This window comes from Nonomuraea sp. ZG12, assembly GCF_052068115.1.
In the GTDB taxonomy this organism is placed as follows: domain Bacteria; phylum Actinomycetota; class Actinomycetes; order Streptosporangiales; family Streptosporangiaceae; genus Nonomuraea.
Genome location: NZ_JBQHCW010000003.1, coordinates 264843 through 290791 on the forward strand (window position 1 = coordinate 264843; position 25949 = coordinate 290791).

The 25949-nt window shown below is 69.0% G+C and carries 30 protein-coding genes; 8 read left to right on the forward strand and 22 right to left on the reverse strand.

Annotated features, from left to right (window positions below; all coding sequences use genetic code 11):
* The first annotated feature begins 26 nt into the window (after nucleotides 1-26).
* On the forward strand, nucleotides 27-179 hold the full coding sequence (locus tag ACTMTF_RS13105; RefSeq protein ID WP_397010248.1) for a hypothetical protein: 153 nt from the start codon (nucleotides 27-29) through the stop codon (nucleotides 177-179).
* 140 nt (nucleotides 180-319) lie between these two features.
* On the opposite strand, the gene ACTMTF_RS13110 is transcribed toward ACTMTF_RS13105, so the two are convergent.
* Nucleotides 320-1504 (reverse strand): acetyl-CoA C-acetyltransferase, encoded by a 1185-nt coding sequence (locus ACTMTF_RS13110; RefSeq protein WP_397010736.1) that lies wholly within the window; start codon nucleotides 1502-1504, stop codon nucleotides 320-322.
* Between the two features lie 97 nt (nucleotides 1505-1601).
* Between ACTMTF_RS13110 and mce the strand changes: the two genes are divergently transcribed.
* The 3 genes from mce (at nucleotide 1602) to ACTMTF_RS13125 (ending at nucleotide 4780) form a co-directional block, all read left to right on the forward strand.
* Nucleotides 1602-2054 carry a methylmalonyl-CoA epimerase gene (mce, locus tag ACTMTF_RS13115; RefSeq protein WP_397010250.1) on the forward strand — a complete coding sequence of 151 codons (453 nt, stop codon included), beginning with the start codon at nucleotides 1602-1604 and terminating at the stop codon, nucleotides 2052-2054.
* Nucleotides 2055-2216: 162 nt separating this feature from the next.
* Nucleotides 2217-3527, forward strand: a complete 1311-nt coding sequence (locus tag ACTMTF_RS13120) for a DivIVA domain-containing protein (protein ID WP_397010252.1) — start codon at nucleotides 2217-2219, stop codon at nucleotides 3525-3527.
* 155 nt (nucleotides 3528-3682) lie between these two features.
* Complete coding sequence (locus ACTMTF_RS13125) at nucleotides 3683-4780, forward strand: AI-2E family transporter (protein WP_441110836.1); 1098 nt, start codon at nucleotides 3683-3685, stop codon at nucleotides 4778-4780.
* On the opposite strand, the gene ACTMTF_RS13130 is transcribed toward ACTMTF_RS13125, so the two are convergent.
* From ACTMTF_RS13130 to ACTMTF_RS13150, 5 genes are all read right to left on the reverse strand, one after another.
* Nucleotides 4740-5534 carry an alpha/beta fold hydrolase gene (locus ACTMTF_RS13130; protein ID WP_397010256.1) on the reverse strand — a complete coding sequence of 265 codons (795 nt, stop codon included), beginning with the start codon at nucleotides 5532-5534 and terminating at the stop codon, nucleotides 4740-4742. The two genes, ACTMTF_RS13125 and ACTMTF_RS13130, sit on opposite strands and share 41 nt — an antisense overlap.
* Nucleotides 5535-5620: 86 nt before the next feature.
* Nucleotides 5621-6379, reverse strand: a complete 759-nt coding sequence (locus tag ACTMTF_RS13135) for an SDR family NAD(P)-dependent oxidoreductase (RefSeq protein WP_397010258.1) — start codon at nucleotides 6377-6379, stop codon at nucleotides 5621-5623.
* A gap of 64 nt (nucleotides 6380-6443) precedes the next feature.
* Nucleotides 6444-7148 carry an alpha/beta hydrolase gene (locus ACTMTF_RS13140; protein ID WP_397010260.1) on the reverse strand — a complete coding sequence of 235 codons (705 nt, stop codon included), beginning with the start codon at nucleotides 7146-7148 and terminating at the stop codon, nucleotides 6444-6446.
* Nucleotides 7149-7183: 35 nt separating this feature from the next.
* Nucleotides 7184-7474: an ATP/GTP-binding protein gene (locus ACTMTF_RS13145; protein ID WP_441110837.1), complete on the reverse strand. Its 291-nt coding sequence runs from the start codon at nucleotides 7472-7474 to the stop codon at nucleotides 7184-7186.
* Complete coding sequence (locus ACTMTF_RS13150) at nucleotides 7471-8919, reverse strand: 3-hydroxyacyl-CoA dehydrogenase family protein (RefSeq protein WP_441110838.1); 1449 nt, start codon at nucleotides 8917-8919, stop codon at nucleotides 7471-7473. The genes ACTMTF_RS13145 and ACTMTF_RS13150 overlap by 4 nt, the downstream gene beginning before the upstream one ends.
* Nucleotides 8920-8954: 35 nt before the next feature.
* Here ACTMTF_RS13150 and nucS point away from each other — a divergent pair, with 35 nt between their 5' ends.
* The 3 genes from nucS (at nucleotide 8955) to ACTMTF_RS13165 (ending at nucleotide 11817) form a co-directional block, all read left to right on the forward strand.
* Entirely contained in the window at nucleotides 8955-9617 is a 663-nt protein-coding gene (gene nucS, locus ACTMTF_RS13155; protein ID WP_397010266.1) for an endonuclease NucS, read from the forward strand.
* 41 nt (nucleotides 9618-9658) lie between these two features.
* Entirely contained in the window at nucleotides 9659-11131 is a 1473-nt protein-coding gene (locus ACTMTF_RS13160) for an aldehyde dehydrogenase family protein (RefSeq protein ID WP_441110839.1), read from the forward strand.
* A gap of 143 nt (nucleotides 11132-11274) precedes the next feature.
* Complete coding sequence (locus ACTMTF_RS13165; RefSeq protein WP_441110840.1) at nucleotides 11275-11817, forward strand: TetR/AcrR family transcriptional regulator; 543 nt, start codon at nucleotides 11275-11277, stop codon at nucleotides 11815-11817.
* Between the two features lie 147 nt (nucleotides 11818-11964).
* On the opposite strand, the gene ACTMTF_RS13170 is transcribed toward ACTMTF_RS13165, so the two are convergent.
* The 4 genes from ACTMTF_RS13170 to ACTMTF_RS13185 form a co-directional block, all read right to left on the reverse strand.
* Nucleotides 11965-12282 (reverse strand): STAS domain-containing protein, encoded by a 318-nt coding sequence (locus ACTMTF_RS13170; protein WP_397010272.1) that lies wholly within the window; start codon nucleotides 12280-12282, stop codon nucleotides 11965-11967.
* A 90-nt stretch (nucleotides 12283-12372) separates the two neighbouring features.
* Nucleotides 12373-13545, reverse strand: a complete 1173-nt coding sequence (locus ACTMTF_RS13175) for a sensor histidine kinase (RefSeq protein ID WP_441110841.1) — start codon at nucleotides 13543-13545, stop codon at nucleotides 12373-12375.
* Complete coding sequence (locus ACTMTF_RS13180) at nucleotides 13546-14655, reverse strand: ABC transporter permease (protein ID WP_441110842.1); 1110 nt, start codon at nucleotides 14653-14655, stop codon at nucleotides 13546-13548.
* Complete coding sequence (locus ACTMTF_RS13185; protein WP_441110843.1) at nucleotides 14652-15560, reverse strand: ABC transporter ATP-binding protein; 909 nt, start codon at nucleotides 15558-15560, stop codon at nucleotides 14652-14654. Before ACTMTF_RS13185 ends, ACTMTF_RS13180 begins: the two co-directional genes overlap by 4 nt.
* Before the next feature lie 128 nt (nucleotides 15561-15688).
* On the opposite strand from ACTMTF_RS13185, the gene ACTMTF_RS13190 reads away from it, so the two are divergent.
* Nucleotides 15689-16279, forward strand: coding sequence for a cob(I)yrinic acid a,c-diamide adenosyltransferase (locus ACTMTF_RS13190; RefSeq protein WP_441110844.1), 591 nt, complete (start codon nucleotides 15689-15691; stop codon nucleotides 16277-16279).
* Between the two features lie 42 nt (nucleotides 16280-16321).
* Here ACTMTF_RS13190 and ACTMTF_RS13195 read toward each other — a convergent pair whose 3' ends face one another.
* The 12 genes from ACTMTF_RS13195 to ACTMTF_RS13250 form a co-directional block, all read right to left on the reverse strand.
* Nucleotides 16322-16699 (reverse strand): DUF2550 domain-containing protein, encoded by a 378-nt coding sequence (locus ACTMTF_RS13195; protein WP_441110845.1) that lies wholly within the window; start codon nucleotides 16697-16699, stop codon nucleotides 16322-16324.
* A gap of 23 nt (nucleotides 16700-16722) precedes the next feature.
* Nucleotides 16723-17124, reverse strand: coding sequence for a F0F1 ATP synthase subunit epsilon (locus tag ACTMTF_RS13200; protein WP_397010284.1), 402 nt, complete (start codon nucleotides 17122-17124; stop codon nucleotides 16723-16725).
* A gap of 69 nt (nucleotides 17125-17193) precedes the next feature.
* Nucleotides 17194-18642: a F0F1 ATP synthase subunit beta gene (gene atpD, locus ACTMTF_RS13205; RefSeq protein ID WP_441110846.1), complete on the reverse strand. Its 1449-nt coding sequence runs from the start codon at nucleotides 18640-18642 to the stop codon at nucleotides 17194-17196.
* Between the two features lies 1 nt (nucleotide 18643).
* Nucleotides 18644-19546 carry a F0F1 ATP synthase subunit gamma gene (locus ACTMTF_RS13210; RefSeq protein WP_441110847.1) on the reverse strand — a complete coding sequence of 301 codons (903 nt, stop codon included), beginning with the start codon at nucleotides 19544-19546 and terminating at the stop codon, nucleotides 18644-18646.
* Nucleotides 19547-19549: 3 nt separating this feature from the next.
* Nucleotides 19550-21199 (reverse strand): F0F1 ATP synthase subunit alpha, encoded by a 1650-nt coding sequence (gene atpA / locus ACTMTF_RS13215; RefSeq protein WP_441110848.1) that lies wholly within the window; start codon nucleotides 21197-21199, stop codon nucleotides 19550-19552.
* A gap of 23 nt (nucleotides 21200-21222) precedes the next feature.
* Nucleotides 21223-22032 carry a F0F1 ATP synthase subunit delta gene (locus ACTMTF_RS13220; RefSeq protein WP_441110849.1) on the reverse strand — a complete coding sequence of 270 codons (810 nt, stop codon included), beginning with the start codon at nucleotides 22030-22032 and terminating at the stop codon, nucleotides 21223-21225.
* Nucleotides 22032-22586 (reverse strand): F0F1 ATP synthase subunit B, encoded by a 555-nt coding sequence (locus ACTMTF_RS13225; RefSeq protein ID WP_441110850.1) that lies wholly within the window; start codon nucleotides 22584-22586, stop codon nucleotides 22032-22034. The genes ACTMTF_RS13220 and ACTMTF_RS13225 overlap by 1 nt, the downstream gene beginning before the upstream one ends.
* Before the next feature lie 35 nt (nucleotides 22587-22621).
* Entirely contained in the window at nucleotides 22622-22858 is a 237-nt protein-coding gene (gene atpE / locus ACTMTF_RS13230; RefSeq protein ID WP_397010296.1) for an ATP synthase F0 subunit C, read from the reverse strand.
* A 71-nt stretch (nucleotides 22859-22929) separates the two neighbouring features.
* Entirely contained in the window at nucleotides 22930-23724 is a 795-nt protein-coding gene (gene atpB, locus ACTMTF_RS13235) for a F0F1 ATP synthase subunit A (protein ID WP_441110851.1), read from the reverse strand.
* Between the two features lie 67 nt (nucleotides 23725-23791).
* Nucleotides 23792-24007 (reverse strand): AtpZ/AtpI family protein, encoded by a 216-nt coding sequence (locus tag ACTMTF_RS13240; RefSeq protein WP_187281350.1) that lies wholly within the window; start codon nucleotides 24005-24007, stop codon nucleotides 23792-23794.
* Between the two features lie 66 nt (nucleotides 24008-24073).
* Nucleotides 24074-24496, reverse strand: a complete 423-nt coding sequence (locus tag ACTMTF_RS13245; protein WP_397010300.1) for a hypothetical protein — start codon at nucleotides 24494-24496, stop codon at nucleotides 24074-24076.
* Nucleotides 24497-24627: 131 nt separating this feature from the next.
* Complete coding sequence (locus ACTMTF_RS13250) at nucleotides 24628-25905, reverse strand: undecaprenyl/decaprenyl-phosphate alpha-N-acetylglucosaminyl 1-phosphate transferase (protein ID WP_441110852.1); 1278 nt, start codon at nucleotides 25903-25905, stop codon at nucleotides 24628-24630.
* Nucleotides 25906-25949 lie beyond the last annotated feature (44 nt).

Genomic DNA, 25949 nt, shown 5'->3' on the forward strand with positions numbered 1-25949 from the left:
AAGAACCCACAGCACAGGAGCTTTCGATGAACGCCGAGTTCGAGTACACCGTCATGCAGAACCACGCGCAGGAGCTGCGCGAGGCGGCCGCCGAGCACCGCCGGGTGCGCGAGGCGCTGAAGGCCCGCAAGGCCGAGCGCGGGCACCGGTCGCTGTTCGCCCGTCTCCTGTCCTCATGACCGCCGCAAGAACGCCCGGCCGCACCCTCCCTCGCGGCCGGGCGCATCATCCTCCCTAGCCCGGTACGCGGATTTCCCAGCCGCGTACGCGGATTTCCCAGCCGCGTACGCGGATTTCCCAGCCGCGTACGCGGATTTCCCTAGTTCGGCACGCGGATGACGAGCGCGTCGCCCTGGCCGCCGCCGCCGCACAGCCCGGCCGCGCCGAGGCCGCCGCCGCGCCGCTTGAGCTCGTGCGCGAGGCTGAGCACGATGCGCGCGCCCGAGGCCCCGATCGGGTGACCGAGCGCGATGCCGCCGCCGTTGACGTTCACGATGTCCATCGGTACGCCGAGCTCCTTGACCGACTGGATCACCACGCTGGCGAACGCCTCGTTGATCTCCACCAGGTCCAGGTCGGCAGGGGTCCGCCCCTGCTTGGCCAGGGCCTGCTTGATCGCGTTGGCCGGCTGCGACTGCAGAGAGGCGTCGGGGCCGGCGACGTTGCCGTGGCGGCCGATCTCCGCCAGCCACGGCAGGCCGAGCTCCTCGGCCTTCGCCCTGGACATGACCACCACCGCGCAGGCGCCGTCGGAGATCTGCGAGGCCGAGCCGGCCGTGATCGTGCCGTCGGCGGCGAAGGCGGGCCGCAGCCGGGCCAGCGTCTCCGCCGTGGTGTCGCCGCGCACGCCCTCGTCCTCCTTGACGACCACCGGCTCGCCGCGGCGCTGCGGGATCTCCACCGGCACGATCTCGGACTCGAACGCGCCGTTCTTGGCGGCGGCCGCCGCGAGCTGGTGGGAGCGGGCCGACACCGCGTCCTGCTCCTCGCGGCCGATGCCCAGGCGGGCGTTGTAGCGCTCGGTCGACTCGCCCATCGCGCACTGGTCGAAGGCGCAGTACAGGCCGTCGTGGGCCATCGAGTCGATCACGTCCGCGCCGCCGTACTTGACGCCCTTGCGCAGGCCCGGCAGCAGGTGGGGGGCGTTCGTCATCGACTCCATGCCGCCCGCGACCACGATGTCGAACTCGCCCGCCCGGATGAGCTGGTCGGCCAGGGCGATGGCGTCCAGGCCCGACAGGCAGACCTTGTTGATCGTGATCGACGGGACGGTCATCGGGATGCCGGCCTTGACCGCCGCCTGGCGGGAGGGGATCTGGCCCGCCCCTGCCTGGAGCACCTGGCCCATGATCACGTACTGGACGTCCTCGGGAGCCACCCCGGCACGCTCCAGGGCGGCCTTGATGGCGATTCCGCCGAGCTCCACCGCGGGCAGGCCGGACAGGGCGCCGAGCAGCTTGCCGATGGGCGTGCGCGCCCCGGCGACGATGACAGAACCGGACACCGGATCGGACATGGCGGGGGCCTCCTGGGCTTCGCGTGGGGTTCTTTGACACGATACCCAGGGGCAGCACGTTGTTCGCTATGGAGGTAGGCCACACATGTTCATGCGCATCGACCACATCGGAATCGCCTGCCATGACCTCGAGGCGAAGATCAAGCTGTTCTCCGAGACGTTCGAGCTGACCGTGGTGGCCCGCGAGACCAACGAGGAGCAGGGCGTCAAGGAGGCCATGCTGCGCATCTCCGACGGCGAAGGTGGGGGCTCCTACATTCAGCTTCTCGAACCGTTGTCACCCGATTCCCCCGTGGGAAAATTCCTGGCCAGGCGGGGGGAGGGAGTCCACCACGTGGCTTTCGGGGTTCCTGATGTGGCCGAGGCGATGGATAAGATCGGCGCAAAGGGCGTGAGACTGCTCGACGAGCGTCCCCGGCATGGCTCGATGGGTTCGGAAATCGCGTTTCTCCATCCCAAAGACCTAGGAGGAACGCTCACGGAGCTGGTTCAAGCGGCCAAGCCCTCGCAAACGCAAGAATCGTTCATTAGTAACTAGTTACGCAGAAACCCGGACGGGGCTTCGAACGCGGCAAGGGCGGAGTACGCTGGCCTTCCACCGGACAAGGAGCCTGCCGCATGGCACGGGCTCCTGGCTCGGGTGCCCCGAACCCCCCGTCCGGCCCGTGTAGCCGTCTCGACAACCCAGGATCGAGCCTCCATGCAGTCCGACATCGACGCCCAGCTCAACAATTTCTTCGAGGACGCCCCAGCTCGCGAATTCGACGTCGTCCTCCGCGGTTATGACCGGCACCAGGTCCATGACCACCTGAAGCAGATCGACGCCGAGCTGCGCCAGTCCCGCGAGCAGGTCACCTCCCTACAGCGGGATCTGTCCGACTCCCAGCGCCAACTGCAGGAGCAGGAGCGCCCCACCTACTCCGGTCTGGGCGCCCGCATCGAGCAGCTGCTCAGGCTCGCCGAGGAGCAGGCCACCGAGCTCGTTCAGGCCGCCAGGTCCGAGGCGAACGAGATCAAGGCCGCCGCCAAGGTGGACGCGGCCGACATGCGGGCTGCCGCCGAGGCCGAGGCCGCTGACAAGCGCGCTCTGGCCACGCGCGAGAGCGAAGAGATGCGCACCAGCGCGGAGCGCGACGCCGAGGAGATCCGCTCGACCGCCCGCCGGGAGGCCGACGAGCTGACCGCCACCACCGAGCGCGAGGTCGCCAAGCTGCGGGCCACGGCCGACCACGAGGTCGCCGAGAAGCGCGCGGACGCCGAGCGGGAGATCGCCAAGCTGCGCACCACCACCGAGCGTGAGGTGGCCCAGCTGCGCGCCTCCACCAAGCGTGAGCGCGACGAGGTGCTGACCACCGCCAAGCGGCAGGCCGACGAGATGCGCGGGCAGGCACAGCGGGTCCTGGAGGAGTCGGAGGCCAAGCGGGCGCAGGACGAGGCGGAGTTCGAGATCCAGCTCGCGTCCAGGCGCGAGGACGCGGAGCGTCAGGAGGCCGAGCACCACGCCAGCACGCAGGCCGCGACCCAGAAGCTGGTCGCGGAGGCCGAGCAGCGCGCCGCCACCGCCGAGTCCAGGGCCACCAAGGCGAGCCAGCAGGCCGAGCAGACCCGCCGCGAGGCCGATCTGCACGCCAAGCAGCTCGTCGCCAACGCCCGGAAGAACACCGAGCAGATCGTCTCCGAGGCCAAGGCCAGCGCTGAGACGATAGTGACCGAGGCCAAGAACGAGGCCGAGCGCACCCGCACTTCGATGCAGCGCCAGGTCGACGAGCTGACCCGCCAGCGCGACAGCATCACCAGCCACCTGGCGCAGCTGCGCCAGCTGCTCGGCGGCGCCGCGCTGCCGGGCATGGAGCCCGAGCCCGCGGTCGCGGCGGCACCGCCGAAGCCCGCGATCGCCGCCCCTGCCGCTCCGGCGGCGCCGGCCAACGACAGGCCGGACGTCTCGCCGGCGCCGTCGGCGGCCAAGCCGGCGGGCAAGTCCGAGGACGACGCGGAGTGGTGGCAGGAGTAGCCGCCGCCACGCGAGCGGGCGACTGGGGTTAGGCAGCCACACGGGGGCTGATCGAACGACCGGACAGAGCCTGGTGACCGTAAGGTCGCTAGGCTCTTTCCGTTGCCCGGCGATCAGCCGGTCACGTCCCCCCGACCTCCGCAGGAGAGCTCTTCGTGTCCGCAGAAGTCAAAGCGGCCCCGGCCGAGGACCACAGCCCGCCGGCTCGGCCCTACGGGCTGCCCGGCAAGCCCCTGAGCCAGGGCCCGTTCCTGTTCGGGCTGGTCGGCGGTCTGGGCGTGCTGACCGCGATCGGGCTGGCGCAGATGGTCGTCAGCCTGCAGAACGTGATCATCCTGGTGGTGGTCGCGATGTTCCTCGCGGTCGGGCTGAACCCGGCCGTGGAGGCGCTGCAGCGGCGGCGGCTGAGCAGGCAGTGGGCGATCTCCATCGTGTTCGCCGGGGTGATCGTGGCCTTCGTGCTGTTCGGGCTGGCCGTGGTGCCGCCCGTCAGCCAGCAGCTGACCGAGTTCATCGACGCGGTGCCGGGTTACGTCACCGAGCTGTCCAACCATCCGACGCTGCGCCAGCTCGACGCCAACTACCAGCTCCTGCCGCAGCTCGGGGAGTTCGTCACCGGCACCATGGGGACCTCGCTGGCCACCGGGGTGCTGGGCGCGGGGCTCGTGGTGCTCGAAGGCGCGTTCACCACGGTGACCCTGCTGGTGCTCATGCTCTACTTCCTCGGCTCCCTGAACACGATCAAGGACTACCTGCTCAGGCTGGTCCCCTCCAGTCGGCGCGAACGCACCGGGGCGATCACCGAGGAAGTCCTCAAGGGCATCGGCGGCTACGTCGCGGGCAACATCCTCATCTCGCTCATCGCGGGCGTGCTCACCTGGATCTTCCTGTCGATCGTGGACGTGAAGTACGCGCTCGCGCTGGCCCTGATCGTCGCGCTGACGGACCTGATCCCGCTGGTGGGCGCCACGATCGGGGCGGCGGTGGTGACGGGCGTCGCGCTGCTCGGCTCGCTGCCCGCAGGCATCGCCTGCGCCATCTTCTTCGTGGTCTACCAGCAGGTGGAGAACTATCTGATCTATCCGCGGGTCATGAAGCGGTCGGTCGACGTGACGCCGGCCGTGACGGTCATCGCCGCGCTGTTCGGCGGCGCGCTGCTCGGCATCGTGGGCGCGCTGCTGGCCATCCCGGTGGCCGCCGCCATCGCGCTGATCATCCGTGAGATCGTGATACCGCGCCAAGCTCAGCGCTGAGGAAACGCGCCACCGCCGTGTTGAACGCCTCGGGCTGCTCCACGGCGGTCAGGTGACCGGCCTGCGCGATGACCTCCACCCGGCCGTCGGGCACCGCCCTGGCCATCGCCTCCGCGTCGGCCGGGGGCGTCAGCTCGTCCTCCTGCCCCGCCAGCACCAGCGTGGGCGCCTTCAGCGCGGCCAGCGTGCCGAAGGAGTCGGGCCGCGCCGCCATGGCCCGCTGCGCCCAGGCCACCGCCTTGGGCGGCGCCGACTGCACCAGGCCCTTGACCCGGCCGAACACCATCGCCCTGCGCTGCTTGGTGGTGGGCCCGAGCAACCCGGGCAGCACCTCCTCGACCAGCACCTCGCGGTCGTCGGCCAGCACCGCCTGGGCGATGCGCTCCCGGTTGGCGCGCGCGGGCTCGGTGTCGGGGCTCGCTTTCGTGCTGGCCAGGATCACGCCCAGCACCCGGTCGGGATGGCGGCGGCAGAACGCCATGGTCACGTAGCCGCCCATGGACAACCCGCCGATCACCGCGCGGTCGATGCCCTCCGCGTCGAGCATCGTGGCGACGTCGTCGGCCATCAGCTCGACAGACGGCTCGTCGTCCCCCAGCGTCGATCCGCCGAAGCCTCGCAGATCGGGCGTGATGACCCGGCAGAAGGCGGCCAGCCCCTCCCGCTGGGCCAGCCACATGGCGGAGGAGAGCGGGAAAGCGTGGAGCAGGACGACCGGGAGCCCGGTCCCGGCTGATCTCGTGTAGAGCTGCACCACCACACGGTAGCCCTGTTCGCCGCGACAATCACTCCAGGGCATGGGCCGATATGCCCGATGGACATGACCGCATCTGTCCGGGATCAGATGGCGGTGGCGCCCCCGTCGATGAACAGGACCTGGCCCGTCATGTAGGCCGACGCGTCGCCGGCCAGGAAGACCGCGGGCTGCGCCATCTCCTCCACGGTGCCCCAGCGGCGCATCGGCACGTTCGCCACCGTGGCCTGGTTGCTGGCCTCGTTCGCCCACAGGTTGCGGTTGAGCTCGGTGACGGTCCAGCCGGGGCACAGCGCGTTGACCCGGACGCCGGCCAGGGCCCACTCGACCGCCAGCGTCTTGGTCAGGGCCACCACCCCCGCCTTGGCGGCGGCGTACGGGGCCAGGAAGGGGGCGCCCCGGGCGGCGACGGAGGCGACGTTGATCACCGACCCGCTGCCGCGCTCCAGCAGGTGCGGCGCCACGGCGTGGCAGACCGCCATGGCCGAGTCGAGGTTGAGCCGCATGATCTTGTCCCAGCCGGTCAGGCGGAGATCCTTGAACTCGACGAGGAAGTTCGACCCGCCGGCGTTGTTGACGACGATGTCGAGGTGGCCGAGCCGTTCGATCGACTCGCGCACGACCGCGCTCGCGGCGTCGCGGTCGGTGAGGTCGGCGGGGATCACCACGGCCTGCCTGCCGAGCGCCTCGACCTCCTTGGCGACCTCGGCGAGCGCCTCGGCCGAGCGTGACACCAGCGCGACGTCCGCGCCCGCCTCGGCGTAGGCGAGCGCGATCGCCTTACCGATCCCCTTGGAGGCCCCGGTGACCAGAGCCTTCTTCCCGTCGAGTGTGAACGCGCCCACGATGTCTCCTCGCTGGTAACCGAACAAGATTCTATGGACATCGGGGCTCTCGCCGCTACCCGGGTCAGACCTCGGTGGGCAGCGGGTAGGAGGCGGGAGCGACGCGGCGCACGATCTCGTTCAGCACGATGCGCACGAACGGCTCGCCGACCCACAGGTGCTTGGCCCCGTCCACGCCGACGACCTCCGCCTGCGGCACCCGGGCGAAGCGGCGCCTGGCCTCCTCCGGGCGCAGGTAGTCGTCGAACTCCGGCACCAGCGCCGTCAGCGGACGGCCGAAGGCCGCCCAGGCGTCCAGGTCGGCGTCCGTCGCCCTGTGCAGCGGCGGAGAGAGCAGGATGGCGCCCTCCACCAGCGGATCCTGCGCCCACTTGAGCGCCAGCTCGCTGCCGAAGGACCAGCCGATCACCCACACCCGGGGCAGGTCGTGGAACTCGGCGTACTCCAGCGCCGCCGCCACGTCGAACCGCTCCCCCTCGCCCCCGTCGAACTCGCCCTCGGAGGTGCCGCGATCGGAGGAGGTGCCGCGGGTGTTGAACCGCAGCACCGCCAGGTCGGCCAGGGCGGGCAGGCGGTTGGCCGCCTTGCGGTAGACGTGGCTGTCCATGAAGCCGCCATGGGTGGGCAGCGGGTGCAGGGTCACCAGCGTCGCCACCGGCGGGCGCTCCTCGGGCAGGGCCAGCTCGCCGACCAGCCTCAGGCCGTCGCCGGTGTGCAGTTCGATCGGCTCTCGCCGGGCGGGCAGCACGCTCGCCGCGCGAATCTCCACGTCGCTCCTCATCGGGGGGTTGGGGCTCATGCCTGTCAGTAGCGGCTGCGGCCGGGGCCGCGGTCCAGTCTCTTGCGCCAGCACACCGGATGCCAGTGGCGGCGTTCGTCGTCGCCGCCCGTCCAGTCCGGCCAGGCGACCAGGTGCGGCTGGCCGCCGCGGATCTCCTGGTCACAGCCGGGACAGCGGTAGTCCTTGGTGGAGGTGCCGCCGGTGAGCATGCGCACCTTCCAGTCGCCGTCGGGCCACTCCTCCACCCGGTCGGCGCCCCGGGGCACGCCGAGCGGACGGCCGGTCTCCCTGCGGCGGGCGCGGCGCGGGCTCATGGCCGGGGGAACGCGCGTACGCCGGCGGTGACCAGCTGGTCGAGCAGGGGCGCCGGCGCGTAGGCGGGCTCGCGGTACTCCGCGTACAGGGCTCGCAGCCCGTCGCGCACCACCGCGAGGCCGATGGTCTCCAGCGTCTCGAACGGCCCGGCCGGGTATCCGCAGCCCAGCCGCATGGCGGCGTCGATGTCGCCGATCGAGGCGTAGCCCGCGTCGTACATGCGGACGGCGTCGTTGAGGTAGGGGTAGAGCAGCGCGTCGGTCACGAAGCCGGCCCGGTCCCGGCACGCCACCGGCGTCAGCCCGATGACCTTCATCAGGTCCCTGGCGGCCCTGGCCGCCTCGCCCGAGGTGAGCACCGTGGCGGCGAGCTCGGCGACCCGGTCGCCGACGATCCGGACGCCGACCATCCTGGCGGGGTCCTGGAGCCGCACGGCGTGCTCGATCACCGGCCTGTCGGCCTGCCGCAGGATCACGTCCGGGTCGGTCGAGGGCTTGAAGCCGGCGGTACGGAGCCGCTCGGTGAGCTCGCCGGCCTCTTCCCCGGCCACCTCGAACGTGATGACCGAGGATTTGACCGGTTCGTGCGGGCGAGGTTCGTCGCCGTAGAAGCCCCGGCCGCTCTTACGGCCGAGCAGCCGGGCGGAGACCAGCTCGCGCAGCAGCGGCGCGGGCGCGTGCCGGCGGTCACGCGTCTCGTCGAACAGCACCCCCATCACCTCGTAGGCGGTGTCGAGGCCGATCAGGTCGAGCAGCTCGAACGGCCCCATGGGCAGCCCCACGCCGAGCCGCATCGCCGCGTCGATGTCATCGCGCCCGGCCAGGCCCTGCTCCATGAGCACGGCGGCCTGGTTGAGGTAGGGCAGGAGCAGCCGGTTGACCACGAATCCAGCCCGGTCGCCGACTGCCACCGGCGTCTTGCCCAGCCGGGTGGCCAGCTCGGAGATCTCCGGCACCAGCGCGGGGTCCGTCAGCACCGTGCTGACGACCTCGACCAGGCCCATCACCGGCGCGGGGTTGAAGAAGTGCATGCCGAGCACGCGGCCCTGGCGCCCGGTGGCGGCGGCGATGGCGGTGACGGGCAGCGAGGAGGTGTTGGTGGCGAGCACGGTCTCCGGCTTGCAGATCCGGTCGAGGTCGGCGAAGAGCGAGAGCTTGTAGTCGAGGACCTCGGGGATCGCCTCCACCACCAGATCGGCCTCGCGCAGGTCCTCCCGCGAGGTGGTGAGCGTGATCCGGCCGAGGATCGAGGCGCGTTCGCCGTCGGTCAGCCTGCCTCTGTCGACCGCGCGCTGCGTGGATCTCTCCACATGGCCGCGCCCGGTGGCCAGCGCGTCGGCGTCAGCCTCCACGCCGATCACTCGCAGCCCGGCCCGCGCGAACACCTCCGCGATGCCGGCCCCCATCGTGCCGAGCCCGACCACAGCCACCATTTCGAACGCCATACCCGTAGTTTCCCAGAGCGGTAGGGTTGGCCGACATGCGGCTGGTCATCGCGCGTTGCAGCGTGGATTACATCGGAAGGCTCACGGCGCATCTGCCGATGGCGCCCAGGCTCGTGCTCATCAAGGCGGACGGCAGTGTGTCGATCCATGCCGACGATCGCGCCTTCAAGCCGCTCAACTGGATGAACCCGCCGTGCAAGCTCAAGGAGGACGGCGAGACGTGGACCGTCACCCACGGCAAGACGGGTGAGAAGCTGGTCCTGACGATGGCGGAGATCCTCCACGACTCCAGTCACGAGCTGGGCGTCGACCCGGGCCTGATCAAGGACGGGGTGGAGGCCCACCTGCAGGAGCTGCTCGCCGAGCACATCACGACCCTGGGCGACGGCTACTCCCTGATCCGCCGGGAGTACATGACCGCCATCGGCCCGGTCGACATCCTGTGCCGCGACGCGGCCGGCGGCACGGTGGCGGTGGAGATCAAGCGGCGCGGCGAGATCGACGGCGTCGAGCAGCTCACCCGCTATCTGGAGCTGCTCAACCGCGATCCCCTGCTGGCGCCCGTCCGCGGCGTGTTCGCCGCCCAGGAGATCAAGCCGCAGGCCAAGGTGCTCGCCAACGACCGCGGCATCGACTGCGTCACCCTCGACTACGCCGCCATGCGCGGCATCGAGCCGGAGAACCCCACCCTGTTCTGAGCGCGCTCGTAAGCGGCGGCTTACCGGTCTATGGTGACGCCATGACGACGCTCACCTTCGAGTCCCTGAATCCGGCGACCGGCCAGGTCGTCGGCAGTCATCCCCGGCAGAGCGCGGAGGCCGTGCGCGAGGCCGTCGGCAGGGCCGAGACGGCCTCGGCGTGGTGGGCCCGGCTCGGCCACGCCGAGCGGAGACGGCGGCTGCTCGACTACAAGGCCGTCGTCACCCGCCATCTTCGGGAGCTGGCCGAGCTCGTGCACCAGGAGACCGGCAAACCGGTCGCCGACGCCGCGCTGGAGCTCGTGCTGGCGATCACGCACCTCGACTGGGCGGCCCGCAACGCGCCGAAGGTCCTCGGCCGCCGCCGGGTCTCGTCCGGGATGCTGGGCATCAATCTGGCCGCCACGCTGGAGTATCTCCCGCTGGGGGTGGTGGGCGTGATCGGGCCGTGGAACTATCCGGTCTTCACCCCCATGGGCTCCATCGCGTACGCGCTCGCCGCCGGCAACGCCGTGGTGTTCAAGCCGAGCGAGCTCACGCCGGGCATCGGGGTGCGCCTGGCGGAGCTCTTCACCGAGTCGGTGCCGGAGCAGCCGGTCTTCCAGACGGTGACCGGGCTCGGCGAGACGGGCGCCTTCCTCGCCGGTGACCCCCGGGTCAGGAAGATCGCCTTCACCGGCTCCACGGCGACCGCCAAGCGGGTGATGGCCGCCTGCGCCGAGAACCTGACGCCGATGGTGGCCGAGTGCGGAGGCAAGGACGCGTTCATCGTCGACGCCGACGCCGACCTGAAGGCCGCCGCCGACGCGTGCCTGTGGGGCGCGCTGTCCAACGCCGGGCAGACGTGTGTGGGCGTGGAGCGGGTGTACGTGGTCGACGCGGTCTACGCGCCGTTCATGCGCGAACTGTCGGAGCGGGCGGCGTCCATCAGGGCCGGGGAGCACTACGGGCCGATCACCATGCCGGGGCAGCTCGACATCATCAGGCGGCACATCGACGACGCCACCGGCTCGGGCAAGGTGGTCATCGGCGGCCCGGAGTCCGTACGGGCGCCCTTCGTCGATCCGGTGATCGTGGAGGACGTGCCGGAGGACTCACCCGCGGTGCGTGAGGAGACGTTCGGGCCGACGATCACCGTACGCCGCACCCGCGACGCCCAGGAGGCGCTGGAGCTGGCCAACGCCTCGGCCTACGGGCTGGCGGGCACGGTCTTCTCCCGCGACGCGCGGCGGGCGATGGAGCTGGCCCGCGCGATGCGGTCCGGGATGACCGCCGTCAACTCGGTCATCTCCTTCGCCGGGGTGCCGGCACTGCCGTTCGGCGGGGTGGGCGACTCCGGGTTCGGGCGCATCCACGGCGCGGACGGCCTGCGCGAGTTCGCCCGGCCCAAGGCCATCTCCCGTCAGCGCTTCGCGTTGCCGGGGATGAACGTGACGTCGTTCGCCCGAGGGCCCCAGGAGCTTGAGCGGCTGATCAAACTTGTCACGTTCTTGCATGGACGACGTAAGAGGTAATGTACGCACTCTTTCACTATTCCGATCATCCATCCATAATTGTGTGCTCGGGGGCCACGATCATGTTGGACGGGTGGAATGTGAACCGGTCTTACCGGGGAATGTCGGCTGAGCAAAGGCTGGCGGACAGACGAGAGCGGCTGATGACAGCCGCCTACACGCTATACGCGAAACCAGGTTTCGAGGCCACGACGATCGAAAGGCTGTGCTCCGAGGCGCGGATCTCCAACCGCGCCTTCTACGAGTGTGTCAGCGGCCGTGAGGAGCTCTTGCAGGCCCTTCACGAGCGGTGCGTGGAGGAGAGCCTGGCCGCGGTGGCCGCGGCGTTGGAGGAGGCGCACGCCGGCCTGGACGACAGGGTCAGCGCCGGCATTCGGGCCTATGTCGAGTTCACGACCGCCGACTGGCGCAGGGCACGCATCATGCACCTGGAGGTGCGCAGGTCAGGCGACATCCTGGCCGCCTCACGCCAGCGCGCCGTCAGCTCCTTCGCCCGGCTGGTCGAGGAGGCGTCCACCGATTTTCCCGAGCCGGCCACGGGCAATCGCCGCCTGGTCGCTCTCGGCGTAATTGGAGCGCTGCAAGAGTTGCTCATTGAATGGTTGCTCGCGGACGACCCGCCGAGCATCGACGAACTCGTGGACGTCGCGGTGCACATCTTCGGCAGATCGCTGGGAAAACCGTGACACCATGATCACGGTCTGCGATTGTCTTATTGCAGCGGGCCGGATTCGATAAATCGGTGTGCCCGAAAAGCGCTTACCGGAAAACAGTGAGAGCGGGCAGCGGCTGATCGCTGCCCGCTCCGATATGTCGCCGCGTACGGCGTCGTGTCAGGCCACCGCCGCCTGCTGCGCCTCGACGGAAAGGACCCGATTCAGCCGGGTCACCGCCAGCACCCGCATGATCCGCGGTGGCACCCCCCGAAGGACGAGGCGGCGTTGCGCGCTGAGCGCGAGCCGATGCGTGCCCACGAGCACTCCGAGACCGGTGGCGTCGATCATCTCCAGCTTGGAGAGGTCGACGATCAGGTCTCCCTCGCCGGCCTCGACGGCCTCGTGCAGGCGCGACCGCACGCCCGCCGACGTGCCCGCGTCGAGCCGCTCCCCGATCCGCACCACCTGTGCTCTTGGATTGCCCCGGACGCGCATGCCACCTCCTCAGTCACCCCGCGCTGTCGTACGCGGCGTGGTCGCTCTCTCGCACAGAGCATTCGCCGAGGTAGACCCGGCCTCTGTCCCCTACCCAGGTATCGGCAGAGACACGACCGCGCGAAGCACAAACTCTCCGTCACCTGCCGGGCCCGCCGTGAATCTGCCGCCGACGGCCTCCACCCGCTCGGCCAGTCCGGTCAGGCCGCTGCCCAGATCCTCGCCGCGCCAACCGCCGACTCCGTCGTTGCGCACGCTGATCTCGGCCTCCTCGTCGGTGAACCGTACGAGAATGTCGCAGTGCGTGGCCGCGCTGTGCTTGAGCACGTTGGTCACCGCCTCCCGGACGACGTAGGCGAACACCGGCGCCACGCCTTCGGGAAGCTCGCGGTAGGGCAGATGCGTCCGGCACCGTACGCCCGCCGCTTCGAGGACTCCCTTCACGCTATTCAGCTCAGCCTGCAAGTCAAGCTCACGGTAGCCGCGCACCGCCTGGCGCAGCTCCCGCAGCGCCTTCCTGGTCAGCGTGTTGACCTCGGTCATCTCCGCCTTGGCCGCCGCCGCGTCGGCGTCCGCCAGCCGTACGGCCAGCTCCGTCTTGACCGCGATGGCGGACAGTTGGTGCCCGACGATGTCGTGCAGGTCCCGGGAGAAGCGCAGCCGCTCCTCCGCGAGCGCCAGCCGGGTGTGCGCCTCCTTGCCCTCCTGCGCCTGGATCGCCAGCGACAGCATGTACATCCAGACCCGGTTGGACGGCGGGAAGAGCGCGCAGAACACCGCATAGGTGGGCACCACGAACAGCAGGACGCTGCCGATGTCCCGGTCGTCGACCAGCAGCGTGGAAGGGTCGAGATAATAGTTGCCGAGACTCAGCATGATGCCGGTGACGAAGGTGCCCACCGCCATGAGCACGGCGGTCCTCCGGGTGACCCCGAGTGAGGCGACCGACAACCAGACGACCAGCACCATGCCGAAGTGCAGGGGGTCGCCTCCGCCGATTGCCGCCGCGCACACGGCCACGGCGGCGGCCGCCACGATCTCCTTGACGGGGTGGCGACGGTCGATGATGCCGGCCGCGACCCGTACGTACAGCCAGGTGAAGCAGGCGGACGCGACCAGGGCGGGCGCCAGGCGCGGCCACGATGGGGCGTGGCCGTCGGCGGCGGCCATGGCCTGGCGCATCCCGATGAACAGCCACATGATGACCAGCATCATGACCATCATCTGCAGGGTGTGCCGCCGCGCCCGCCTGAGCTCCTCCATCTACTTGGCGCGCAGGACTTCGCCGAGCTTGACCCGCGCGCCGGTGCGCAGCACGGCGCGCTCGTACACCTTCGCGCCGAAGGTGAGCGTGCCCACCACGGCCAGCGCCATCAGCACGACGGAGACCCCGACCTCCCACATCGGCACCTCGGTGGCCGCCATCCGCACCGGCATCACCATGGAGGAGAACGGCGGGACGAAGGAGACGATGGTGGCGACCGTGCCGGTGGGGTCGTTGGTGGCATAGAAGGCCACGAAGTAGGACGCCATGATGAGCATCGTCAGCGGCGTCATCACGTTGCCGACCTCCTCCTGCCGGGAGACCAGCGAGCTGAGCGCGGCCGCCAGCGTGGCGAAGAAGGCATAACCGAGCACGAACCAGAGCAGGACGCCCGCCACGATGCCCACCATGCCCGGCGGGAAGTCGGCGGCGAACCCGGAGGCGAACGAGGCCCCGAGGCCGACCACGAGGATCGTGCCCAGGTTGATCAGGCCGAGCACCCCGAGGCCGACGATCTTGCCGCCCAGCAGCTGCCACGGCCGGACCGCGCTCAGCAGGATCTCCACGATCCGGCTGCCCTTCTCCTCGACCACGCCCATCGCCACCATCATGACCTGACCGATGATGAGCATGAACAGCACCAGGACGAGGACCACGGCGATGCCCGTCCGCGCGGCCTCGTAACGGGTGTCGGCGCCCACGGACTCCATCTGCAGCGGCGCGATCTGCACTCCCGCCGCGCCGAGCTTCGTCTCCCGGTGAATGCTCTGCAGGAGCACGCCCAGCTCGGACTCGATCTCCCCGTCGGTGATCACCTTGGTGCCGTTGACGAGCACCGCGTCGACGTCACCGTCGAGCACCGCCTCGGTGGCCGCCTTCTCATCCGGGAACGAGCGCCACTCGAACTCCGCGTCGGGCGCCGCCGCCTCCAGCGGCAACTGCTGGGTGTGTACGGTGCCCAGCGCGTAGGAATCGGGGCCGTCGAAGAACTTCGGCGCGAACGCCAGCGCCCCCACCAGCACGGCGGTGATCGCCAGGCCGACGATGAACGCCTTCGTACGGATCTGCGTGCTGATCTCACGCCTGGCGACGAGCATCAACCCGTTCACGCCACGGCCTCCTTGAAGATCTCGGTGAGGGACGGCTGCTCGACGCCGAAGTGCTCGACCCGGCCGGCCTTCACGGCGCGGCGCAGGATCTCCTGGTCATCGCCATGACCTGGGCCGACATCCGTGAGCAGCACATGGCGGTCGCCGGTGACGGTCACCTCACCCGGCAGGCCCTCGGCCCAGCCGGGGACCGCCTCGCTGACCACGACCCGCAGCGTGCGGCTCTCGGCGGCGCGCAACTCCTCGACCGTGCCGCTGGCCACCATCCGCCCGGCCGAGACGATGCCCACCGAGTCGCACAGCCGCTCGACCAGTTCGAGCTGGTGGCTGGAGAAGATCACCGGCACGCCACCGCGGCAGCGCTCCTGGAGGGCCGTGGCCAGCGCGTCGACCGCGATCGGGTCGAGGCCGGAGAACGGCTCGTCGAGGATGAGCACCTCGGGGTCGTGCACCAGGGCCACCGCGAGCTGGACGCGCTGCTGGTTGCCCAGGGAGAGGGACTCCACCGCGTCGTTCCTGCGCTCGGTGAGCCCGAGGCGCTGCAGCAGGTCGTCGGTGGCCTGCTTGGCGGCGCTCTCGCTCAGCCCGTGCAGCCGGCCGAAGTACTCGATCTGCTCCCCCGCCCGCATCTTCTGGTAGAGCCCGCGCTCCTCCGGCATGTAGCCGAACTTCTGCCGGTCGGCGTACGTCAGCGGCCTGTCCTGCCAGCTCACCGAGCCGGAGTCGGCCTTGAGCACACCCATGACGATCCGCATGGTCGTCGTCTTGCCGGCTCCGTTCGCGCCGACGAACCCGAACATCTCGCCCGGCCGTACGGCGAAGCTGATCCCGTCGAGGGCGAGCTTGCCTTCCGGCGAGTCCGGGCCTCCGGCGAAGCGCTTGCGCAGTTCGCTGATCTCGAGCATCAGATCTTCTCCTCTGTCATGAGATAGATGGTGTCCTACATGGCATTCGCCCTGGTAGTTGCGGAAATCAGCGAACGGGGATGCGCTGCGCGTCCGTTCTCGATGACATTTGTCATTACGCTGACCTCATGACGCGCGCAGACAAGGACAAGCCTGTCGTTCTCTCCCGGATCTACACCCGCACGGGAGACGACGGCATGACGACGCTGAGCGACATGAGCCGCACGTCGAAGACCGATTCCCGGCTGGCGGCGTACGCGGACGTGGAGGAGGCCAACGCCCACCTGGGCCTGGCGATGTCACACGGCACCCTGTCCGCCGAGCTCGTGGCGGTCCTCGTGCGGGTCCAGAACGAGCTGTTCGACCTGGGCGCCGACCTCGCCACCCCGATCACCGAAAACCCGGAGTTCCCGCCGCTGCGGGTCGAGCAGTCCTACGTCGACCGGCTCGAAGAGCAGTGCGACCGCTTCAACGCGGAGCTCAAGCCCCTGCGCAGCTTCATCCTGCCGGGCGGCGACCCCGCCACCGCCGCTCTCCACCTCGCCCGGGTCACCGTACGCCGGGCCGAGCGGACCACCTGGGCCGCGCTGGAGGCGCACCAGGACATGAACCCGCTGACGGCGAGATACCTCAACCGCCTGTCAGACCTGCTGTTCATCCTGTGCCGGGTCGCGCACGCCGGCAGCGAGATCCTGTGGAAGCCGGGCGGGACCAGATAGCGCCAGGGCGGCCGGATAGCGCTGGGCGACGTCCGGACAGCGCTAGGCGACGTCCAGATAGGCGCTGGGAGGCGCGGACTCCAGCCAGGCCAGAAAACCGGTCAGCGCGTCGTCGCTCATCGCCAGCGACAGATCACGCGTCGAGCCCGAACAGTCGACCGCGAACAGGCCACCGTCGAGCTCACGACGCCGGGAAACGACAAGGCCGCGCCTCGCGATAGCGTGGCGCGGCCGAAGTCGCACACCCAGGAACGGGATCCAGTGGAGCTCCCCGTCGGCGTAGCGGGCTACGCCACTGCGCCAGGCGCCCTCACCCACCCGGATGCGGCAGGGGACGCTGCCACGACGGGCCAGCAGGAGATGGCGCGCGACCATCAGGGCGGCGGCAAGCAGCACACACGTCACTATCGTCGCTACCATGCCGCCCCCTGGACTCGTGATGATCAGACCTCTTCGCCCGCCGCGCGCAGCCGGGCCCTCGCCCGCTTGGCCTCGACAGACGCGTCGGCGTCCTCCTGGTTGGCCTCGATCGAGGCCTGAGCCCGGTCGAGAGCGTCACGGGCAGCCGCGACGTCGACCTCGGAACCGAGCTCGGCCACCTCGGCGAGCACGGACACCTCGTCGTCGGCCACGGAGATGAAACCGCCGTGCACCGCGGCGACCAGGTCGTCCTGGCCCTCCCGCTTCACCTTCAGCACGCCGCCCTCGACGAGAACGCCGAGCACAGGTGCGTGTTGCGGCATAATACCGATCTCGCCGTCCACGGTCTTGGCAATCACCATGTCGGCCTCGCCCGACCAGATCTCACGCTCGGGTGAGACAACCCCTACGCGTAGCTTCGCCACTTGTGTAGGTTCCTTTCCGATCAGGTGGTGGCCCGGTTCGCGAACCGTGCCACCACCGTGTGGGGCGACTTAGCGGCGCTCGAGTTCCTTGGCCTTGGCCACGGCCTGCTCGATGCCACCGACCATGAAGAACGCCTGCTCGGGCAGGTGGTCGTACTCACCCGCGCAGAGGCCCTTGAAGGAGGCGATGGTCTCGTCCAGCGGCACGTTCTCGCCCGGCTGACCGGTGAACGCCTCGGCGGCGTACATCGGGTGCGACAGGAACCGCTCGATACGACGGGCCCGCTGCACCGTGACCTTGTCCTCTTCGGACAGCTCGTCGATACCGAGGATCGCGATGATGTCCTGGAGCTCGCGGTACTTCTGCAGGATCCGCTTGGTCTCCTGCGCCACCCGGTAGTGCTCCTCGCCGACGATCGTCGGGTCGAGGATCCGGGAGGAGGAGTCGAGCGGGTCCACCGCGGGGTAGATGCCCTTCTCCGAGACCGGCCGCGAAAGCACGGTCTGCGCGTCGAGGTGCGCGAACGCGTTGTGCGGAGCCGGGTCGGTGATGTCGTCGGCGGGCACGTAGATCGCCTGCATGGAGGTGATCGAGTGACCACGCGTCGAGGTGATGCGCTCCTGGAGAACACCCATCTCGTCGGCCAGCGTCGGCTGGTAACCCACGGCCGAGGGCATACGGCCCAGCAGCGTGGAGACCTCCGAACCGGCCTGCGTGAAGCGGAAGATGTTGTCGATGAAGAGCAGCACGTCCTGCTTCTGCACGTCGCGGAAGTATTCAGCCATCGTCAGAGCCGACAGCGCGACGCGCAGACGCGTGCCCGGGGGCTCGTCCATCTGGCCGAAGACGAGCGCGGTGTCCTTGAGGACGTCCGCCTCCTCCATCTCCAGCCAGAGGTCGTTGCCCTCACGGGTGCGCTCGCCCACACCGGCGAACACCGAGGTGCCACCGAAGTTACGGGCGACCCGGCGGATCATCTCCTGGATGAGGACGGTCTTGCCCACACCCGCGCCGCCGAACAGGCCGATCTTGCCACCCAGCACGTACGGGGTGAGCAGGTCGATGACCTTGATGCCCGTGACGAGCATCTCGGTGCGCGACTCCAGCTGGTCGAACGCCGGAGACGGGCGGTGGATGCCCCACTTCTCGGTGATCTTGAGCGACGCGGTCGGCACGTCCAGCGACTCGCCGAGCGTGTTCCACACGTGGCCCTTGACGACGTCGCCGACGGGCACCGAGATCGGCGCCCCGGTGTCGACGACGGCCATCCCACGGACGACACCGTCGGTGGGCTGCATGGAGATGGCCCTGACGAGGTTGTCACCCAGGTGCTGGGCCACCTCCGCGGTCAGGGTCTTGGCCTCGCCGCCGAGGGTCACCTCGAGGGTCAGCGCGTTGTAGATCTCGGGCATCGCCTCGACGGGGAACTCCACGTCGACGACGGGCCCTGTGACGCGAGCCACGCGGCCGACACCGGCCACGGGGGTCTCAACAGTCTCAACAGCCTCTGCAGTCATTTCACTCTTTCCCCGCTGCGGCGTCAGCGAGCGCGTTGGCGCCACCGACGATCTCGCTGATTTCCTGGGTGATCTCTGCCTGGCGAGCCTGGTTCATCTGCATGGTGAACACGCGGATCAGCTCGTTGGCGTTGTCCGTGGCGGACTTCATCGCCCGGCGGCGCGCCGCCTCCTCCGAAGCCGCGGACTCCAGCAGCGCCGTGAAGATGCGGGACTCCACGTAGCGCGGCAGCAGCGACTCCAGCACGTCGGCCGCGGTCGGCTCGAACTCGAAGTACGGAGGGATCGCGTCGGACTCGGACGCCTCGGTCTCCTCCACCTCCAGCGGCAGCACGCGCTTGACCACGACGTTCTGCGTGAGCATGGAGATGAACTCGGTCGAGACGATGTGGATCTCGTCGATGCCGTTCTCGTCCTTGAACGAGTCGATCAGCGTCTCGGCGATCTCCTTGGCGTCCTTGTAGGCAGGGGCCCTGGAGAAGCCGACCCACTGGCCGCCCATCTCGCGGTTGCGGAAGCTGTGCCAGGTGACACCCTTCCGGCCGGTGACGAACGGCACCACGTCCATGCCACGGGCGGCCAGCAGCCCACGCAGGGCCTCGGCCTCACGCAGCACGTTGGCGTTGAAGCCGCCGCAGAAGCCGCTGTCACTGGTGACGACGAGGACGCCCGCCTTGGCGGGGTTCTCCTTCGCCACGGTCAGCGGATGATCGACGCTCGCCGCGTTGCTGACGACGCCCGTCACGGCGCGAGTGATCTCACGCTCGTACGGCAGCGCCGCCTGCATCCGCATCTGCGCCTTCACGATCCGCGAAGAGGCGATGAGCTCCTGGGCACGCGTGATCTTGGCGGTCGACTTGACCGACTTGATCCGCCGCCGCAGCAGCCTTAGCTGGGCACCCATCGGCTACTTCTTCTCCGCCGGGCGAACGACCTTGCGGATCTTCTCCTGGCCGACCTCGTCGGCTCCCAGCGGAGCCACCGGCTCGTCCTTCACCAGCAGCTCGCCGGAGGAGGTGGTGAAGCCCTTCTTGAACTCCGTGATGGCGTCCTTGAGCACGGTCACCGTGTCGTCGCCCAGCTGCCCGCTCTCGCGGATGCTGTCGAAGATGCCCTTGTGCGAGCTCTGGATGAACTCCAGGAACTCGGTCTCGAAGCGCCGGATGTCCTCGACCGGGACCTCGTCGAGCTCACCCGTGGTGCCCGCCCAGACCGACACGACCTGGTGCTCGGTCGGGAACGGGGAGTACTGGGGCTGGATGAGCAGCTCGGTCAGCCGCTGGCCGCGGTCGAGCTGGGCGCGGGAGGCCGCGTCCAGGTCGGACGCGAAGGCCGCGAAGGCCTCCAGGTCGCGATACTGCGACAGTGACAGCCGCAGCGTGCCCGCGACCTTCCGCATCGCCTTGGACTGCGCGGAGCCGCCGACTCGGGACACCGAGATACCGACGTTGATCGCAGGCCGGATGCCGGCGTTGAAGTAGTCGGTCTCCAGGAAGCACTGGCCGTCGGTGATGGAGATGACGTTGGTCGGGATGAACGCCGAGACGTCGTTGCCCTTCGTCTCGATGATCGGCAGACCGGTCATCGAGCCCGCGCCCATGTCGTCGGAGAGCTTGGCGCAGCGCTCCAGCAGACGGGAGTGGAGGTAGAAGACGTCACCGGGGAACGCCTCGCGACCCGGCGGGCGGCGAAGCAGCAGCGAGACGGCGCGGTAGGCGTCGGCCTGCTTGGTGAGGTCGTCGAAGATGATCAGAACGTGCTTGCCCTGGTACATCCAGTGCTGGCCGATGGCCGAGCCGGTGTAGGGGGCGATGTACTTGTAACCAGCGGGGTCGGACGCCGGGGCGGCGACGATCGTGGTGTATTCGAGCGCGCCGGCCTCTTCGAGGCGGGAGCGCACCTGCGCGATCGTCGAACCCTTCTGGCCGACGGCCACGTAGACGCAGCGCACCTGCTTCTCGGGGTCACCCGAGGCCCAGTTCTCGCGCTGGTTGAGGATGGTGTCCACGGCGATCGCGGTCTTGCCGGTGCCACGGTCACCGATGATCAGCTGGCGCTGGCCGCGGCCGATCGGCGTCATGGCGTCGATCGCCTTGATGCCGGTCTGCAGCGGCTGCTTCACCGGCTGCCGCTGGACGACCGAGGGGGCCTGGAGCTCAAGGGCGCGAAGGCCCTCGGACTCGATCGCGCCCTTGCCGTCGAGCGGGTTGCCCAGGGGGTCTACTACGCGGCCGAGGAAGTTGTCGCCGACGGGTACGGACAGGACCTCGCCCGTCCGGCGAACCGTCTGACCTTCCTCGACACCGCTGAATTCGCCCAGGACCACGACACCGATCTCGCGGGTGTCGAGGTTAAGTGCCAGGCCGCGCGTGCCGTCCTCGAACTCGAGCAGTTCGTTCGCCATCGCCGAGGGAAGGCCGGAGACATGGGCAATGCCGTCGCCGGCGTCGACGACGGTCCCGATCTCCTCGCGCGCGGCGCCTTCCGGTTCGTACGCCTGGACGAAGCGCTCAAGCGCGTCCCGGATCTCGTCCGGCCGGATCGTAAGCTCCGCCATCTCTACTCTGTCTCCCTATTCGCCTAGCCGGCCAACCGGCGGCGGACTTCTTCGATTCGTCCCACAATGGTGGTGTCGATGATCTCGTCGCCGATGCGGACCGAGAACCCACCGAGCACTCGTTTGTCCACCTCGACATTCAGGTGCACGTCGCGGCCGTAGGAGGAACGCAGCCATGCGGCGAGCCGCTGCTTCTGCGCCTCCGACAGCTCGACGGCGCTGCGCACCACCGCCACCAGGCGCTGGCTCTGCTGCGACACGAGCCGGCCGAACTCTTCCAGGCCTGTTTCCAGGTTACGTCCTCGCGGATGCACCGCCACCTGCGTGACCAGGCGCAGGGTGGTCGGTGCCACCTTGTCCGCCAGCAGGTCGCGCAGCAGGTCCCGCTTGTCCGTCTCCGGGGCGGAGGCGTCGGCGAGCGCGCGGCGCAGCTGAGGGTTGGCGGCCAGGATGCGGCCGAAGCGGAAGAGCTCGTCCTCCACCTCGTCGAGCTTGCGCCGGCCCTCGGCCTCGGCCGCCGCGGCGATGACGCCGAGCCGCTCCAGCACGTCGGCCAGGTCACCGGCGCGCGACCACTTGGCCGAGACGGCTGCCTCGGCGGTGGCGATCGCGGCCTCGCTGACCCGGCCGTCGAGCAGCGCGCGCACAGTGCGCGACTTCTGCTCAGCGGGCCTGGCCTGGTCGGACAGGGCCCGGCGCAGGCCGTGCTCCCGGTCGAGCAGATCCGCGACGGCGAACAGCTCGTCGGAGAGCGTGCCGAGGTCGGCGCTGCCGGCGACCACGTTGAAGCGCTCCTCGACCTCTGCCAGCGAGGTCCTGCTCAAGCCCCGCATCAACCCACCGCCTGCGCGTTTGAGCTCTCCAGCTCGTCGAGGAAGCGGTCGACGGTGCGGCGCTGCCTGACCTCGTCCTCAAGGGACTCACCCACGATCCGGCTGGCCAGCTCGGTCGACAGGCGACCGACCTCGTTGCGGAGCTGGGCGAAGGCGGCCTGGCGGTCCGCCTCGATCTGGGTGTGCGCCGCCGCGACAAGGCGGCGGGCCTCGGCCTGCGCCTCCTCGCGGAGCTCCGCCTTGATCTGCGCGGCCTGCTCACGAGCCTCCTCGCGAAGGCGTGCCGCGTCGCGACGGGCCTCTTCGAGCTGCTCGCTGTACTGCCGCTGCAGGACCTGCGCCTGCGCCTGGGCCTCCTCTGCCCTCTTGATGCCGCCTTCGATGGCGTCGGTGCGCTCGGCCAGCGTCTTCTGGATACGCGGGACGAGGATCTTACCGACGACGAAGAGGACGACGAAGAACGAGAAGATACCGACGACGAGCTCGTAGGTGTGCGGAATCAGAGGGTTGGCACCCTCCTCCGCCGCCGCGAGGAGCGTAGCTGCCGTTTTCATGGATGCAGCCTTTCGTCAGGGGATTCTTCTGGTCTTTAGAGGTTCGCGAAGATGAACGGCGCGACCAGCCCGATCAGGGCGAGGGCCTCGGTGAGGACGAAGCCGAGCAGCATGTTCTGACGGATCAGGCCGTAGGCCTCGGGCTGACGCGCGATGGCCTGCACGCCCTGACCGAAGATGATGCCGACGCCGATGCCGGGGCCGATGGCGGCAAGACCGTAACCGATGGCGGTGACGTTGCCGGAGACCTCAGCGAGAACGCTCACGCTCATTGCTTGTTTCCTTTACTGAACGGCCGGTGAAGTGGAGTCTCACCGGTCATGGATATTCCGGTATGTGGTTCTCAGTGATCCGCGTGCAGTGCGCCGTTGATGTACATCGCGGCCAGCATCGCGAAGAGGAATGCCTGCAGGAACTGGATGAACATCTCGAAGCCGGTGAGCACGATGGTCATGATCACGCCGAGCACGCCGATGGGCGCGCCGAGCGGGGTCAGCGCCTCGAACAGGAACCAGAAGCCCACCATGCTGAAGAAGGCCAGCAGCATGTGGCCGGCGAACATGTTCGCGAACAGTCGCACGGCGTGCGTGAACGGCGCGATGATCATGTTCGACAGGAACTCGATCGGGGCGAGCAGCAGGTAGATCGGCTTCGGCAGCCCCGGCGGGAACATCATGTTCTTGAAGTAGCCGACGGGCCCCTGGTGCTTGACGCCCAGGTAGACCTTGAGCACGTAGATCGAGATCGCGAGCACGGCCGGGAAGGCGATGTGCGAGGCGACCGGGAACTGGAGCACCGGGATGACGCCCATGAGGTTCCAGACCAGCACCAGGAAGAACAGGGTGAGCAGCAGCCCCATCCACCGGTCGGCGTCCTTGCCGAGGAAGGGCCGGGCGACCTGGTCGCGCACGAACATGTAGCCGTACTCGGCGACGTTCTGCACGCCTCTGGGAACCAGCTTGGGCTTGGCGAAGGCCGCCCAGCAGAAAGCGATCACGAGGACCGAGGCGAACATGGCGAGCAGGACCGGCTTGGTGAACCAGTAGACCCCGGGAATGATGGGGGGCAACGTGAAGAGCTCGTCAGGCGTGGGCGCCCCGAACTCTCCCGGTGGTGCTAGGACCGTCAGCGCACTCACGCGGCGTTCCCTTCAACGTCGTAGTTGATCACAAGAGTTTCCTCAGAGAAGCGGTCGCTGCGTGGGACTAGCGACCGTGCCTCCGGTAGACCGCGTAGCCGGCGAGCACCAGCCCCAGGACGATGCCTATGGGGAAGAACGCGGACAGGTCCAGCCACCGGTCCAGCAACCACCCGATGCCGCCGTAGACCGCCATCCCGGCGAGAAGATAGCTGGGGACCGACCACATGGCGTCGGCGAAGTCGCGACCGTCTGTTTCCGGTCGACGTTCTTGTTCGCTCATCGCGGCCCTGACGATAGCAGGCGAGTAGAGGACTAGTCATATCGGGCCCCGTCCGGTTAGTAAGCCTCATCGGTCGCCCTGGCCGGGAACCTTGGCTTCGGGGTCGACGTACAGCATCTTGGTCTTGATGAAGGCCCGGACTTCGAAGGCGGTCCAGACGATCGTGCACACCACCACTGACCAGGCGAAAACCTGAGGGTTCCAGAGCGTGGTGTCGCCGAACGTGACCAGCATCACCATGATGACGATGACTTTGACGAGGTAGCTGACCATCGCGGCGATGGCCATCATCTGCGGGGAGACTCGCGCGGCGTAGGAGACGGCCACCACGCTGATGCTGAAGAAGACGGCGACGAGCAAGGTGCCGATCACCGCGCCCAGCGCACCTCTGCCACCGGCCGCCAGCAGAGCCACGACCACGGCAACCACTCCGACGGCCAAGGTCGGGATCGCGGCGCTTTTGAGTACGCGCACGTCGTTGGCTTGCATCGGTGCTCCATCAGCATGTTGTCAAGCGAGCGTTTGCTACCCCCTGAACTTGTGTATCCGGGGGCCCCTGCTCGTGAAAGATATCACAAGCGCACGGAAGACCGCTTTTACCTGCCGTTTCTAGGTCGCTGTCACGGACGGCTTGGGAAGGCGGGTATGACCGGATTGCGCTCGGCGCTCGCTCGCTCCTGCGCCGGCCCCGATTCCGGGGGCAGCTGCCGCCTGCTCTCGGCCTCCGGCACGATCGGCGGCATCGGACCGGTGGGCGGCCCGTCGTCGTCGCCCGCCCGGTCACGCAGCGCCCTGGCCCGCCGGCGCCACCGCGGCGCGGCCATCATGACCAGCACACCGAGCGCCAGCAGGATCATCACCGGGAACAGCAGCACCGGCACGCCGATCGCGGACATCGCGAAGATGCCGAACGCGAACAGGAAGGCCCACGCGTACATGATCAGAACGGACTGGCGGTGTGAGTGGCCGATGTCCATCAGCCGGTGGTGCAGATGCCCGCGGTCGGGCGCGAACGGCGACATGCCGTAGGAGGTGCGCCGCACCACCGCCGTTATCAGATCGATGAGCGGCAACACCAGGACCGCCGCGGGAACCAGCAGCGGCAGCAGCACGCCGAACCGGTTGATGCCCTCGATGACGGACGGGTCGACCGGGGTCACGGTGACGATCGAGGAGGCGAGCACCAGGCCGATGAGCATCGCGCCGGTGTCGCCCATGAAGATCTTGGCCGGATGGAAGTTGTGCGGCAGGAAGCCCAGGCAGGTGCCGATGAGGACGGCGGTGATGGCCGCGGTGGTGGTGATGCGGTCACCGGTGATGCTCTGCTTGAGGAAGATGGAGTAGGCCCAGGTGGCCATGCCGGCGATGCACACGATCCCGGCGGCGAGCCCGTCGAGCCCGTCGACGAAGTTGACCGCGTTGATGGCCACCACCACGACCAGGATGGTGATGATCGTGCTCAGGGTGTAGTCGAGGCTGGTGGAGCCGCCCCAGTCCTTGGGCAGCGGGATGTAGGTCAGCCGCAGGCCGTAGTAGACCAGCACGCCGGCGGCCGCGATCTGGCCGGCCAGCTTGATGAAGGGGTCCATGCCCCACCAGTCGTCCAGGAAGCCGGTCACCGTGATCAGGCCGCCGCCGATGATCAACGCCAGCACCGGCTGGCCGTCGGAGTCGGCCAGCGCCTCGCCCGTGTTGGTCAGCTCGCTGGCGACCAGCAGGCCCGCCACCAGCCCGCCGTACATCGCCAGGCCGCCCAGCCTCGGCGTGGGTGTGGTGTGCACGTCTCGATCGCGGATCTCCGGCATGGCGCCGATGCGGATGGCGAACCTACGCACCAACGGGACGAGCAAATAGGTCACCGCTGCCGCGATGAGCGCCATGAACAGGTATTCGCGCACAGTCCTAGTTTCCAGGATGCTCCGGCTGCTCGTGACCGGAAAAC